13 protein-coding genes are annotated in these 13,736 nt (G+C 66.0%); 4 read left to right on the top strand and 9 right to left on the bottom strand.

Translation table 11 applies throughout. From position 1 onward, the window contains the following. Nucleotides 1-73: 73 nt before the first annotated feature. A complete protein-coding gene (locus tag KVX96_RS10880) occupies nt 74-490 on the top strand; it encodes a VOC family protein (RefSeq protein WP_261194451.1) in 417 nt (138 codons plus the stop codon). Here the strand turns inward: KVX96_RS10880 and KVX96_RS10885 are convergent. The 5 genes from KVX96_RS10885 to KVX96_RS10905 all read right to left on the bottom strand — a co-directional run bounded on the left by KVX96_RS10885 (nt 442) and on the right by KVX96_RS10905 (nt 5,233). After that, a complete protein-coding gene (locus KVX96_RS10885) occupies nt 442-2,043 on the bottom strand; it encodes an ABC-F family ATP-binding cassette domain-containing protein (protein WP_261194452.1) in 1,602 nt (533 codons plus the stop codon). The two genes, KVX96_RS10880 and KVX96_RS10885, sit on opposite strands and share 49 nt — an antisense overlap. Nucleotides 2,044-2,158: 115 nt before the next feature. Next, on the bottom strand, nt 2,159-2,824 hold the full coding sequence (locus KVX96_RS10890; RefSeq protein WP_261194453.1) for an alpha/beta hydrolase: 666 nt from the start codon (nt 2,822-2,824) through the stop codon (nt 2,159-2,161). After that, nucleotides 2,821-3,453, bottom strand: coding sequence for a DNA-3-methyladenine glycosylase family protein (locus tag KVX96_RS10895; RefSeq protein ID WP_261194454.1), 633 nt, complete (start codon nt 3,451-3,453; stop codon nt 2,821-2,823). Before KVX96_RS10895 ends, KVX96_RS10890 begins: the two co-directional genes overlap by 4 nt. Continuing rightward, nucleotides 3,450-4,187, bottom strand: a complete 738-nt coding sequence (locus tag KVX96_RS10900; RefSeq protein WP_261194455.1) for a cobalt-precorrin-6A reductase — start codon at nt 4,185-4,187, stop codon at nt 3,450-3,452. The genes KVX96_RS10895 and KVX96_RS10900 overlap by 4 nt, the downstream gene beginning before the upstream one ends. After that, nucleotides 4,184-5,233, bottom strand: a complete 1,050-nt coding sequence (locus tag KVX96_RS10905) for a cobalt-precorrin-5B (C(1))-methyltransferase (protein ID WP_261194456.1) — start codon at nt 5,231-5,233, stop codon at nt 4,184-4,186. Before KVX96_RS10905 ends, KVX96_RS10900 begins: the two co-directional genes overlap by 4 nt. A gap of 98 nt (nt 5,234-5,331) precedes the next feature. Between KVX96_RS10905 and cobA the strand changes: the two genes are divergently transcribed. From cobA to KVX96_RS10920, 3 genes are read left to right on the top strand one after another with little or no spacing between them, the layout of a single operon-like run. Further along, nucleotides 5,332-6,186 (top strand): uroporphyrinogen-III C-methyltransferase, encoded by an 855-nt coding sequence (cobA, locus tag KVX96_RS10910; protein WP_261194457.1) that lies wholly within the window; start codon nt 5,332-5,334, stop codon nt 6,184-6,186. Continuing rightward, nucleotides 6,183-7,466 carry a cobyrinate a,c-diamide synthase gene (locus KVX96_RS10915; RefSeq protein WP_261194458.1) on the top strand — a complete coding sequence of 428 codons (1,284 nt, stop codon included), beginning with the start codon at nt 6,183-6,185 and terminating at the stop codon, nt 7,464-7,466. The genes cobA and KVX96_RS10915 overlap by 4 nt, the downstream gene beginning before the upstream one ends. 42 nt (nt 7,467-7,508) lie before the next feature. Continuing rightward, nucleotides 7,509-8,738 carry an MFS transporter gene (locus tag KVX96_RS10920; protein ID WP_261194459.1) on the top strand — a complete coding sequence of 410 codons (1,230 nt, stop codon included), beginning with the start codon at nt 7,509-7,511 and terminating at the stop codon, nt 8,736-8,738. A 265-nt stretch (nt 8,739-9,003) separates the two neighbouring features. Here the strand turns inward: KVX96_RS10920 and KVX96_RS10925 are convergent, their stop codons facing one another. The 4 genes from KVX96_RS10925 to cysS form a co-directional block, all read right to left on the bottom strand. Continuing rightward, a complete protein-coding gene (locus KVX96_RS10925; RefSeq protein WP_261194460.1) occupies nt 9,004-9,762 on the bottom strand; it encodes a squalene/phytoene synthase family protein in 759 nt (252 codons plus the stop codon). Beyond that, nucleotides 9,752-10,471, bottom strand: coding sequence for a class I SAM-dependent methyltransferase (locus tag KVX96_RS10930; protein ID WP_261194461.1), 720 nt, complete (start codon nt 10,469-10,471; stop codon nt 9,752-9,754). The genes KVX96_RS10925 and KVX96_RS10930 overlap by 11 nt, the downstream gene beginning before the upstream one ends. Nucleotides 10,472-10,491: 20 nt before the next feature. Continuing rightward, nucleotides 10,492-12,114 carry a citramalate synthase gene (gene cimA, locus KVX96_RS10935; protein ID WP_261194462.1) on the bottom strand — a complete coding sequence of 541 codons (1,623 nt, stop codon included), beginning with the start codon at nt 12,112-12,114 and terminating at the stop codon, nt 10,492-10,494. 217 nt (nt 12,115-12,331) lie between these two features. Next, a complete protein-coding gene (cysS, locus tag KVX96_RS10940) occupies nt 12,332-13,696 on the bottom strand; it encodes a cysteine--tRNA ligase (protein ID WP_261194463.1) in 1,365 nt (454 codons plus the stop codon). Nucleotides 13,697-13,736: the final 40 nt, after the last annotated feature.

A 13,736-nucleotide genomic window follows, 5' to 3' on the forward strand; every position in this document is an offset into this window, starting at 1 on the left:
CGTCAGCCACCTGACAAGCCCCACGATCTTCGCTAGGCTCACAAGAGCGATAGCAAGCCGGGGTGACAGTAGAATGACACCACAAAAACCCGTCAAAATCCTTGAGACCGCCCTTTACGTGGGCGATCTGGACGCCGCCGAGGCCTTTTACGCTGAAATTCTGGGCCTTGAGCGGATTCAGCGCGTGGGCAACCGCCATGTGTTCTTTCGCGTCGGTGACGGCGTGCTCCTGCTGTTCAACGCAGGCGAAACGGAAATCCCCGCCCCCGGCGCGCGGTTTCCGGTGCCGCCCCATGGCGCGCGCGGTGCGGGCCATATGTGTTTTGCGGCGGATGCGGCGGAGATTGACGCTTGGGTCGCGCAGTTCACCGCGCTTGGGATCGAGATCGAGGCCGATTTCCACTGGCCCAACGGGGCGCGCTCCATTTACATCCGCGATCCTCATGGCAATTCCATCGAATTTGCCGAACCTTTCCTCTGGGACGGGTGAAGGCGTATTTCGCGCTCAATCCCAATGGCTTGGAGGAAGTTCTTATCGTGGGAGACCACGAGAATCGCGCCCTGAAAGGCGCCGAGCGCCGCCTCCACCTCTTCCAGAACCTCCAGATCCAGATGGTTCGTCGGCTCATCAAGGATCAGTAGCTGCGGCGGCGTCGGCCCGGCGATCACAAGGCAAAGCGCCGCGCGCATCCGCTCACCGCCGCTCAGATCCTCCGCCAGCCGCGCGCCCTGTTCGGCGCGAAACCCGAAGCGCGCCAGAGCGGCGTGGCCCGCGTGATCATCCGCCGTGGGATGGAAGCGGCGAAAGGCGGAGAGCAGCGTTTCACCGGGCATGAATCCAGCCGCGTGCTGATCGAGAAAGGCAAAGGGCACAAAGACTTGCGCCACGCCCTTCAAGTGCTGCACGGCCCCGATCAGGCAATTCAGGAGCGTGGTTTTGCCAGCACCATTGGGGCCAGAAAGCGCCACGCGCTCCGGGCCGGTGATCGCAAAATCCACCGCCTGCGCTGTGCCATGGGGCAAGGCCAGCCCCTGCACCTCAAGGACGCGCCGCCCAGCCGGAACGGCTGCGGCATCCGCGTCAAACCGCAAATCCCGCGCGGGCTGAAATTGTGCCCGTGCCTCGGTGAGCTTGCCCTCCAACGCCTCCTGACGCCGCGCCATCTGCCGCGATGTGCCCTTGGCATTGGCCGAGGCCCTCTCCTTGCGCGCATCCATCAGGATCTTGGGCTGGCTGCCAGACGCCCGCTCTGCCCGCCCGGCCCGCGCCGCGCGCGCCTGCCGCGCCTGTGCGGCCACTTGCGCCTGTTTTTGCGCCGCCACGCCCGCTTCGGCCCGTTTCACTTCGGCCTGCGCGCGGGCCTCAGCGGCCTCTTGCGCGGCCCTGAAGGCAGAATAATTCCCGCCAAACACCTGCCCGCGCCCTTCGGAAAGTTCGACGATCGCGCCGGCCTGCTCCAGCAACGCCCGGTCATGGCTGGCCACCACACTGATGCCGGGAAACCCAGCCAGCATGGCAGACACAGCCGCGCGCCCGGCGATGTCCAGATTGTTGGTAGGTTCATCCAGCAGAAGAATCTCAGGATCTGAAAACAAGCAGGCCGCCAGCGCGATGCGCAGCTGCTCCCCGCCGGAAAAGCGAGCAACAGGAGTTGAAGGATCGCCCGCAAGCCCTTGTGTCTTCAAGCTTTCCGCGATCTGCTCTTCCAGATCCCATCGCACCGCACCCATGTCGTCTGGAAGGAGATCTCCCGCCAGAACACCGCGCAACACCTGCAGATCCCGCGCCACCCCGAAGGCCTGCGCGATGGTTTCACCCTCAGAAAAGCTCTGGCGCAGCACGCCGATCCGCCCCTCCCGCAGCACCACGCCCGCGCTTGGCGCATGGCGGCCCGCAAGCAGGGCAAGCAAGGTGGATTTGCCGGAGCCATTGGCCCCGACAAGCCCGGTCAGGCCGGGCGGAAATGTGTGGGTAAACTCAGCGAGGGCCGCGTTCGTCCGTCCGGACCACGACAGGCTGACGTTCCTGCATGCGAGAGGCATGTTGCACCATGTAAAGCAGAGCGGCGGAAGCGGCGGCGGCAACTGCGATGATGAACATGTCTGATCTCCTCAGGATGATGTTGTAAACCAGAGTAAAGCCCGATTTGAGGGAAGTTCAAGGGGTGGCGAGCTTTTCTTTCATGAAAGAGAGCGCCACGCCCAGCCCGTCGGGCGCGATCCCATGCGCCGTGCCTTGCATCACATGGGCATAGACCTCGAACCCGGCAGCATGCAGCGCCTGCCCGGCCTCGTTGAGCGATTGCGGCGGCACCACGTCGTCCTGATCACCGTGCAGCAGCAGTACCGGCGGCTTGCTTACCGCTTCCGTTTCAAGGCGTTCGGGCTCCAGCAGACGGCCGGAGAAGGCCACGATGCTGTTCACGGGGTCTGCCCGGCGCGGGGCCACGTGCAGGCTCATCATCGTGCCTTGCGAGAAGCCGAAAAGCACCAGCTGATCGGGCGTGATCTCCTCGGCCTGCAGCACGATGTCGATGAAAGCGTTCAGATCCTCGCTGGCACGCGCGAGCCCCTCTTTCGCAGCCTCTTCCGAAGAGCCGTCGAGCCAAGGAATCGGGAACCACTGGAAGCCAAAGGGCGCGCCAGGGATGCGCTCGGGCGCGTCGGGAGCGTAGAAGGTGGTGTTGGGCATATGCTCGGCCAGCGGTTGCGCCAGCCCCAGCAGATCCGCGCCATTCGCCCCGTAGCCGTGGATGAAGATCACCACGGATTTCGTTTCGCCGGAGGCGGCGGGCACTTTGTCGAATGTCAGTTCGCGGCTCATCGGATCCCTTCCCGTTCTTTCGCCACCCGGTAGTAGGCCCAAAGCAAGCGCGCTGCAACGCCCTGCCAGGGGGACCAATCCGAAGCCATCTCCCGCATCTGGCGTTCCGTGGGGCGGGCCTCCAGATCAAAAAGGATGCGCGCAGCCTCCTGCAGGGCCAGATCGCCGGGCGCAAAAACATCGGCGCGCCCGAGGGAGAACATGGCGTAGATCTCTGCCGTCCAGCGCCCGATGCCGGGCACCTCGATGAGCGTGGCGATCACCTCGTCATTTGGGGCCTGCCGCAGGGCGGTGTAGTTGATCCGCGCCTCGGCCAGCGCACGGGCATAGCGGATCTTCTGGCGCGACAGCCCACAGGCGCGCAGATCCTCATCGCTCGCCCACATGATCTTGCGCGGGCCTGTGAGCTTTGCGCCCCGCATCCGCCCCCAGATCGCATCCGCCGCCGCCACCGAGACCTGCTGGCTGACGATCGCGCCGAGCAAGGGCTCAAACCCGTCCTTTTTGCGGCGCAGGGGCAAGGGGCCCGTCTGGCGCAGGGCGTCGGCGAAGCGGGGATCGCTTTCGGCGAGGAACTGCGCCCCTTCCGCCACGCAGGCCGGGGTTTCAATGATGCGGCCAATGCTCATGTCATCTGCTCCTGCACCCACGTTAGGGCGTCCTCAACCGTTTCCACTTTGGCCCCATCTGGCTGCGGCGGGCGGGCCAGCATCAGCACGGGCAAGCCAAGATTGCGCGCCGCCACCAGTTTGGTTTTGCTCGCCTCACCGCCTGCATTCTTGACCGCAAGCCAGTCAATCCGAAGCTTGCGGAAGAGCGCTTCTTCATCCTCAATGGAGAACGGCGGGCGGCCGACGCGGAACTCGCCGTTGGGAAAGGGAAAAGGCGCATCCGGTGGATCAATCTGGCGGCAGATCAGGTGGCATTGGGTGAGGCTTTCAAACTCGGTGAGCGTCTGGCGGCCCACAGCCAAGAAGACCCGTGCGCCGGGCGGGATATGCGCGGGCGCGTCCTGACCGCTGGCCACTTGCACCCAAGTGTCGCCCAGTTCCGGTTGCCATGCGGGGCGCAGGAGCTGGACATAGGGGAGGCCCAGCTCGGAACAGAGCGCGGCCGTGCGGGCGCTGATGCGATGCGCGAAAGGGTGTGTTGCATCAACAACAGCCTCTATGCCGTTGCTTTGCATGTAATCTTTCTGTGCCTCCTCCCCGCCAAACCCGCCACTGCGGGTGGGCACTGGTAGCGCCATCGGTGCACGTGTGGCACCGGAGAGGGAGGCCGTCACCTCCAAGCCTGGCACTTGCGCCAGAGCTTGTGCGAGGCGGCGGGCCTCGCCTGTTCCAGCCAGCAGCAGGAGCTTCATGCGCCCGCCCGCGCGATCACGGCTCCGGCCCTGTCGATGATCACCACATCGGCGTGCACATCCGCGCCCCGTAACACGCCACGCACCGTAGCGAGCGCGCGATCCGCAACGGCATACGCCATAAGTTCTCCATGTTTTTCATAAGCCTGCAGGGCCGTGTTCATGTGCTCGATCTCTGGATCCCCCAGCCACTCCGCCAGTTGCGCGAAATCCACCTGCGAGCGGCCCGAGTGCAGATCCACCGCGCCCTGCGCCAGCTTCACCATCTTGCCGATCCCGCCGCCCACGGTGACACGCGGCACCGGGTGCGCGCGGAGGTATTTCAGCAGGCCCCCGGCGAAATCGCCCATGTCCATCATCGCGTGATCGGGCAAGCCATAGAGCGCCTGCACCACCTTCTCTGAGGTCGCCCCGGTGCAGCCCGCCACATGGGGCAGCCCTGCGGCGCGGGCCACGTCCACGCCGCGGTGAATGGAGGCGATCCACGCCGCGCAGGAGAAGGGCCGCACCACGCCGGTGGTGCCCAGAACCGAGAGCCCGCCTTCGATGCCAAGCCTCGGGTTCCATGTTTTCTGCGCAATCTCCGCACCATTCGGAATCGATACTGTGATGCGGATATCCGATGTTTTTCCGTAGGTTGCAGCGCACTCCTCCACCACTCCCACCATCAACGAACGCGGCACCGGGTTGATCGCGGGCTCGCCCACGCCGATGGGCAGACCAGCCCGCGTCACGGTGCCGACGCCCTCGCCAGCGGCGAAGCTCACACCGCCCTCGGCCGCCTCCACACGCGCGATGATCAGCGCGCCGTGGGTGACGTCCGGATCATCGCCTGCGTCCTTGATGATGCCGGCTTCCGCCCAGTCTTCGCCAGACGCCATATGCGCCAGCGTGAAATCCGGGGTTTCGCCCTTGGGCAGCGTGATCGAGACGTGATCCGGGAAGGCCCCGCCCCAAAGCCGCATCAGCGCCGCCTTGGTGGCAGCGGTGGCACAGGCGCCCGTAGTCCAGCCACGGCGCAGGGGGCGATCAGGTATGCGCGTCATCTGCCGCGACTATAGGCAGCGGAAAAAGCGCCGCCAATTCCTCTTCTTGCGTCGCGGCACGGCTTTTCGCATCCGCGCTTTGGGGGCATAAGGGGGCCATGACGGATTCTCTCTCCTTTCCCGGTGGCCACTGGCCCGAGATGCAGCCCGGCTGGGTCTGGCTGTGTGGCGCGGGCCCCGGCGATCCGGGGCTGCTGACGCTCCATGCGCTCAACGCCCTGCGGCAGGCCGATGTGATCGTCTACGATGCGCTGGTGCAGCAGGAGGTGCTGGAGTGGGCGCGGCCCGAGGCCGAAGTGATCTATGCCGGCAAGCGCGGGGGCAAGCCCTCCGCCCTGCAGCGCGATATTTCGCTGCGGCTGGTGGATCTGGCCGAGGCAGGCAAGCGTGTCCTGCGGCTGAAGGGCGGCGATCCCTTCGTCTTCGGGCGGGGCGGTGAAGAGGCGCAGACGCTGATCCAGCACGGCGTGAACGTACGCATCATTCCCGGCATTTCCGCAGGCGTCGGCGGGCTGGCCTACGCAGGCATCCCGGTAACGCATCGCGACGTGAACCAATCGGTGACCTTCGTGACGGGCCACGATCAATCCGGCAACACGCCAAGCTCGCTGAACTGGCGGGCCATCGCGGAAGGCGCGCAGGTTCTGGTGATCTACATGGGGATGAAACATGCCCCCCAGATCGCTGGGGCGCTTCTGGAGGCGGGCCGCCCGGCTGATGAGCCTGTTGCCGTGGTCAGCGAGGCCACGACGGCGCAGCAGAAGGTGCTAGAAACCACTCTGGGCCGCCTTGTGGCCGATCTTGACGCCAGCGATCTGGAGCCGCCCGCCATCATCTGCGTCGGGCGCTCGGTTTTGATGCGTCAGGTGCTGGATTGGCAGGGGCTCGCAGCAGGAAACGCCCCGCGCAACCTTGATCCGCTGGGCCGGGGGCGCCCGGCAGAGGCCTCTTGAGCACCGGCATTCTGATTGCCGCCCCGGCCTCGGGCAGCGGCAAGACGACCCTTACGCTCGGCCTCCTGCGCGCCCTGCGCAACCGGGGGATCCCTGTGCGCGGCGCGAAATCCGGCCCGGATTACATAGACCCCAAATTCCACGAAGCCGCCTGCGGCGCGCCCTGCCTGAACCTTGACGCCTGGGCGATGACGCCCGAAGTGATCCGCGCCCTAGGCGCCGGGCAAACACCGCTGATCGTGGAAGGCGCGATGGGGCTCTTTGACGGTGCCCCGCCAGAAGGCAAAGGCAGCGCCGCCGATCTGGCGCGCATCCTGCAGATCCCGGTGGTGCTGGTGGTCGATGCCGCGCGGATGAGCCAGTCCGTCGCGCCGCTGGTGGCCGGCTTTGCCCATTTCGCGGCGGATGTGCCGGTTGCGGGCGTGATCCTGAACCGTGTCGGCAGCGCGCGCCACGAAACCGCTTTGCGCCGTGCCCTCACGCCCCTTGGCCTGCCTGTGCTCGGCGCCCTGCCCCGTAGCGCGACCATCACGCGCCCCTCGCGCCACCTTGGCCTCGTGCAGGCCGGGGAGATGGCCGATCTGGATGAGTTCCTCCACGCGGCCGGCGCGCTGGTGGCGGGCCATGTGGATCTCGACGCCTTGCGCGCCCTGATGCAGCCCCTGCCCGCTGCGCCCACGGCCACGCTGCCGCCCCCGCCGGGCCAGCGCATCGCCGTGGCGCGGGATGCGGCCTTTGCTTTCAGCTACCCGCACCAGCTTCTGGGCTGGCGCGCTGCCGGGGCCGAGATTGCCTTTTTCTCCCCTCTCGCCAATGAACCCGCGCCAGAAGCCGATGTGATCTACCTGCCCGGCGGCTACCCAGAACTGCACGTTGCCCGGCTCTCGGCGGCCGATACCTTCACCGCCTCGCTGCGCGCTGCGCACGCGGCTGGCACAGTGATCTACGGCGAATGCGGCGGCTACATGGTGATGGGGGACGGGCTGATCGATGCCGATGGCACCCGCCACGAGATGCTCGGCCTCTTGCGGCTGGAAACGAGCTTCGCCGCCCGAAAACTGCATCTGGGCTACCGCGATCTGACACCGCTCGCGCGCCATCTTCCTGCACCGCTCTCCATGCCGCTGAAGGCCCATGAATTCCACTACGCCACAACCTTACGCGCCGACGGAGAAGCGCTTTTTGCCGCGCGGGATGCCGAAGGCACCGATCTGGGCGAGATCGGCCTGCGCAACGGCTCGGCCTGCGGCAGCTTCGCACATGTGATCGCGCTGGCCTGATCCGGGCTTGCAAAAGCGCAGCACCCCGTTACCAGTTGACCAATGAGTCAGATTTCCGCCGATCAATTGCCCGACGAGATGGGCCGCGCCAAGCGCAACGTGGCCGTTCTGGTGGCCGCACAGGCCATTCTGGGCGCGCAGATGCCCATGCTGTTCACCATCGCCGGGCTGGCCGGGCAATCGCTGGCCACAAACGTCTGTTTTGCCACGCTCCCCATTTCGCTGATCGTGCTCGGTTCCATGCTCACGGCGACGCCGCTGTCGTCCTTCATGCAGCGCTATGGCCGCCGGGCAGGTTTCTTTCTGGGCGCTGCCGGGGGCGCGATCGGCGCGGTGATCGGGGCCTACGGACTTTACACCCAGAGCTTCGCGCTCTTCCTGCTGGGCTCGCTTTTCACCGGTGTCTACATGTCGAGCCAGGGCTTCTTCCGCTTTGCCGCCGTCGACACCGCGCCCGAGGCTTTCCGCGCCAAGGCGATCTCCTACGTGATGGCGGGAGGGCTGCTGTCGGCCGTGATCGGCCCGCAGCTTGTGAAGGTCACCTCGCAGAGCATGGTGGTGCCCTTCCTTGGCACCTATATGGCCGTGGTGGCGATCAACGCGCTCGGCTCACTGCTGTTCCTGTTCCTCGACATCCCGGACCCGGTGAAATCCGCAGGCGCAGCCCCTTCCGGCCGCAGCCGGATGGAGCTTCTGCGCACGCCCCGCATCGCCGTGTCCATCATCTGCGCCATGGTGGCTTACGCGCTGATGAACCTCGTGATGACCTCAACCCCGCTCGCCGTTGTGGGCTGCGGCTTTGACGAGGGCAACGCGGCGGATGTGGTGACGGCCCATGTGCTGGCCATGTTCGCGCCCTCCTTCTTCACCGGCCATTTGATCGCGCGCTTCGGCGTGGAGCGGATCGTAGCACTTGGCCTCGTGATCCTTGCAGGCGCCGGTGTGGTGGCGCTCTCGGGCGTGGAGCTTGAGAACTTCTTCCTCGCGCTGATCCTACTGGGCCTTGGCTGGAACTTCGGCTTCATCGGCGCAACGACGATGCTCGCCAGTGCGCATGCACCGGAAGAGCGCGGCAAGATCCAGGGCATGAACGACATGATCGTTTTCGGCTGCGTCACGCTGGCCTCGCTGGCCTCCGGTGGGCTGATGAACTGCTCCGGCGGCTCTGCCGTGCAGGGCTGGACAGCCGTCAACATCGCCATGGCCCCCTTCCTTGCGCTCGCCGGTGGCGCGCTGATCTGGCTGGTGATGCAGCCGAAGGAAGAGGCGTAAGGGCCTGCGGCAGCCCGTGGGGGGCCGCTGCAACGATTGATCTGAGCACTTTATCTCAGACGTCCCGCAATCGCCCTGCACGGCAGGCTGCGCTCTCCAAAGCGGCCACCCGTCGGGACGGGCTGCCGCTGGCCCGGGGCGCTTGCGCGCCGCTTACCGGGCCATGCCAATACCACACACGCACGCATTGCCATACGCCCCGCAGTTGGATTGGGTTGGGCGGAGGGTCGGGGGCTGGCCGGCTTCGCCGACCAAGATAGGGCCTCTACCGCCCTCTCAGACCCATCCACAGCAAGCGCGCCGCCTGTGAGGCCTCCGAGAGCGCCAGATCGCCCTGCTCCACACGCATCGGATCGCGCTGCACCGCTTTCAGAACCGGCACCGCAAGCCATGCCCCGCGCAAGGCGGGTGCGGCCGCGCCAAAGCGGTGGCGGCGTGCCGAGGCAATCGCGGTGAGGCCAGTTTGCGCAAGCGCCTTCACCGCCTCGGGCCGCCCGTCCACCAAGGGAATGCGGCCCTGATGGCTCAGTTCCGGCACGGCGCGCAGGTAGGCGGCAAGCCCCTGCCCGAAGCCCGCCTTGGCCGCAGCCTCCGAGGCCTCACCGGAAAGCAGCCGCGCAGCTGCGCCCATCAGGGTGCCGGCGGTTTGCTCTAAATACCTCTCCTGCGCCGCTGCATCGGCGTGGGGCTCGCGGTAGATATCCCACCGCCGCGCGAGCACCAGATCATCAAGCGGCGCGCAGAGCTCAGGGGCTGCACGCAAGACCTCCGCCAGCGGCGTCGCGACCTCATGGCGGCGCACCTCGCCTCCGGATTCAATCTCCGCGAGCACATCGCGCCACCACTGCAGGCGCATCTCGGCAATCATCGCTTCCTGCGTCACCCAAGGCGCGCGGGCCACTTCCACGTTGAACGCATAGAGCGGAAACAGGATGCGCCGCGCGGGCACCGGGGCAGCCATCGCCAGCCGGAAGCGCTCGGGATCCCCCCGCTGCACAATAGCCGCGCAGGCCTCAACGCTCATCCGGCACAACCACGCAGAGCATATAGCCCGTTTCGCGCTTCACAGCCCGCCATGTGGCCGCTTCGGTGCGACCCTCCGCCAGCGCGGCTGCCAGTTCCGCATCCCCTTCAGCGGTGGGCGCAAGCGATGCGATCCGCGCTTCCATCGGGCCATAGTAGGCCTCCCATGCGGCGTCCGACACCGGGCGATGCCCCAGCACGCGAAAGCCCGCGCTGCGGATCTGGGCGTGCAGCCCGTCCCAGCCGGTGAATTCCATGCCCTCCCAGAACGCCAGCGCCGTCTGCGAGGGGCTGTCCACAAAATGACAGGGATAGCTGAAGGCAATCGCTCCGGTGGCTGACAGCGTGGGCTTCCACGCGGCAAGCCCTTCCGTCACGCCCAGAAAATAGAGCGCGCCTGCGCACCAGATCAGATCAAACGGGTCTGTAAGTGTGCTGAAATCTCCGGCCACGCCCGTGACCCGGTGATCGCTGACAAAGCGCGCGTTGAGCGCGTCGATGAAAGGCGCATGGGCATCGATTGCCACCAGCTGCCCGTCCGGAGCCGCCGCAAGCAGCGCGGCCACATCGCCGCCGGGGCCGCAGCCCGCATCGCAGATCCGGGCATTGCCCGGCGTGCGCGCGAGCCCCATGGCCCAGGCCACATCCTCAGCCGCGCCCGGCCCTTCGCGGGGCAGATCGCTGTGCAAAGTGAAAAAGGCCTCGTTCATGCAGCTCCCTCCGCCCGGCTCTAGCGCCCCTGCGCCCCGTCGCGCACGAGCTTCCAGTTGATCGCATCCAGCAGCGCCTCAAACGAGGCATCCACGATGTTGGGCGACACGCCCACGGTAGACCACCGCCGCCCCTCGCGATCCTCGCTGTCGATGATCACCCGCGTCACGGCCTCGGTGCCGCCGCCGGTGATGCGCACCTTGAAATCCACCAGCTGCAGATCGTCGATATATTGCTGATAGGGCCCCAGATCCTTGGCCAGCGCATTGGAGAGCGCGTTGACCGGGCCACGGTCATTTCCGGCCTCATCCATGGATTCCGAGACCGAAAGCATCTTGTCTTCGCCGATCTTCACCACCACCACGGCTTCGGAGAGGCTGACCATCCGGTCATACTTGTTCTTGCGCCGCTCCACGGTGACCTTGTAGCGCTTCACCTCGAAGAACTTCGGCATCTGGCCCAGCACGCGGCGGGCGACAAGCTCGAAAGAGGCCTGCGCGGTGTCGTAGGAATAGCCCTGCGCCTCGCGTGCCTTGATCTCTTCCAGAATGCGCCCCAGCGCCGGGTCGCCCTTCTCCACCGTGAGACCGGCCTCCGAGAGGCGGCGCAGCAGGTTGCTCTGCCCGGCCTGGTTGGACATCGGGATGATGCGCTCGTTGCCCACTTCCGCCGGATCTATGTGCTCGTAGGTGGTGGGATCCTTCAGGATCGCTGAAGCATGCAGCCCGGCCTTATGGGCAAAGGCGGAAGCGCCCACATAGGCCGCCTGCTTGGTGGGCACGCGGTTCAGGATGTCATCCAGCGTGCGCGAGGCGCGGGTGAGCCCTTTGAGCGCCTCGCGGCTGACACCGATCTCGAAGCGCTCCGCGTAGGCGGGCTTCAGCATCAGCGTCGGGATCAGCGTCACGAGGTTGGCGTTGCCGCAGCGCTCGCCCAGCCCGTTGAGCGTGCCTTGGATCTGTCGCGCACCCGCGTCCACGGCGGCCAGCGAATTGGCCACGGCATTGCCGGTGTCGTTGTGGGTATGGATGCCGAGGTTTTCGCCCGGAATGCCTGCCGCGATCACGGCGCGGGTGATCTCATAGACCTCGCGCGGCAACGCGCCGCCGTTGGTGTCGCACAGCACCACCCAGCGCGCGCCCGCTTGCAAAGCGGCCCGCAAGCAATCCACGGCATAGGCCGGGTTGTCCTTGTAGCCGTCGAAGAAATGCTCGGCGTCAAACAGTGCCTCGCGCCTTTTCGCCACCAGATAGGCCACCGACGCGCGGATGTTTTCTAGGTTTTCCTCCAGCGAAATGCCAAGGGCGGTGTCCACATGGAAATCATGGGTCTTGCCCACGAGGCAAACCGCAGGCGTGCCGGCATTGATCACAGCCGCCAGCACATCGTCGTTCTCCGCCGAGCGCCCGGCGCGCTTGGTCATGCCGAAAGCGGTGAAGGTCGCGCGCAGGCGCGGCGCGGTCTCGAAGAAAGCGCTGTCGGTCGGGTTCGCGCCGGGCCAGCCGCCTTCGATGTAGTCCATCCCCAGATCATCCAGCGTCCGGGCGATGATCAGCTTTTCGTTTTCAGAGAACTGGACGCCCTGCGTCTGCTGGCCATCCCGTAGGGTGGTGTCGAAGAGGTAGAGCCGCTCGCGGGTCATGGCTTGCATCCTTCAAGCAAAGGGCAGCGCCCGGCCCGTCGGGGGTGGCGAGAAGCGCCCGCGCGCCTCGTCCAGTCCTGACGCTTCCACGCCAAAAGCACGCTATCTTTTTTCACCAAATCGCTTGCGATCCGGTTCGCCCCCGACCCGCCCCCCAGGGCGGGGGCGAAATCGCCCCCACCCTCGGGTCTGGGGCGAACCTCTGTTGCGTTTACCATCACAGCCCCTCCAGCTTGGCCGCATCAAAGCCAGCCCCGGGCAGAAGCTCCACCCCCGCCTTGCTCATACGCACCTCGACACCGGCCGCGAGCAACGCGGATTTCAGGTGGTCCACCTCGCTGAAATCCTTGCTCGCCATCGCCGCCTCGCGGGCGGCGGCCAGCTTGGCTTCCAGCGCCGAAAGATCCGCCGCAGGCACAGTCGCCCAGCCACCGATTTCATCGGTCAGCAGGCCGAGCAGCCCCGCCGTGGCTTTCAGCGCGCCCGCCTCGCCAGCACCGGCCAGCCGGTGCAGCTCGGTGATCACGCCGGCGGTGTTCAGATCATCCGCCAGAGCTTCCAGCGCGGCCGGGGAGACCTCGACCGCCTCCACGCCATCAGTCATGGACCGCCATTTGCGCAGTGTCGCCTCGGCCTCGCGCGCCTTCTTCTCCGTCCAGTCCATCGGCTTGCCGTAATGGGTGGAAAGGAACACGAAGCGGATCACCTCGCCCGGCACGCCCTGATCCAGCAGATCGCGCACTGTGAAGAAATTGCCAAGGCTCTTGGACATCTTCTTGCCCTCGACCTGCAGCATCTCGTTGTGCAGCCAGAAGCGCGCGAACTTGCCCTCGGGGTGCGCGCAGCAGCTTTGCGCGATCTCGTTTTCGTGGTGCGGGAACATCAGATCGTTGCCGCCGCCGTGAATGTCGAATTCCGCGCCCAGAAGCTCGAACGACATCGCCGAGCATTCGATGTGCCAGCCCGGACGGCCCCGGCCCCAGGGGCTCTGCCAGCCCGGCACATCCGCGTTCGAGGGCTTCCACAGCACGAAATCCATCGGGTTGCGTTTGTAGGGCGCGACTTCCACGCGGGCGCCGGCGATCATGTCATCCACCGCGCGGCCCGAGAGCCGGCCATAGTCCTTGTAGCTCTCCACCGAGAACAGCACATGGCCTTCCGCCGCATAGGCATGGCCGCGGGCGATCAGATCTTCGATCATGGTGACCATCTGCGCGATATAGGCGGTGGCGCGGGGCATGTGGCTGGGCTCCAAAGCGCCCACCTCGGCCATGTCGTCCAGATACCATTGCGTGGTTTCGGCGGTAATCTCACCGATGCTGCGCCCGCTTTCGGCCGCACGTGCGTTGATCTTGTCGTCCACGTCGGTGAAGTTGCGCACATAGGTCACGTGATCGGCCCCATAGACATGGCGCAGCAAGCGGAAGAGCACGTCGAACACGATCACTGGCCGAGCGTTGCCGATATGGGCGCGGTCATAGACCGTCGGCCCGCAAACATACATTCGCACGTTCTCGGGATCGATCGGTTCAAAAACCTCCTTGCGGCGGCTCTTGGTGTTGTGAAGCTTGATTTCGACCATGGGTCATCCTTGCGCGCAGGGCTTGCGGCGGGCTTACCAA

Source organism: Pseudoruegeria sp. SHC-113, assembly GCF_025376885.1.
GTDB lineage: Bacteria > Pseudomonadota > Alphaproteobacteria > Rhodobacterales > Rhodobacteraceae > Pseudoruegeria.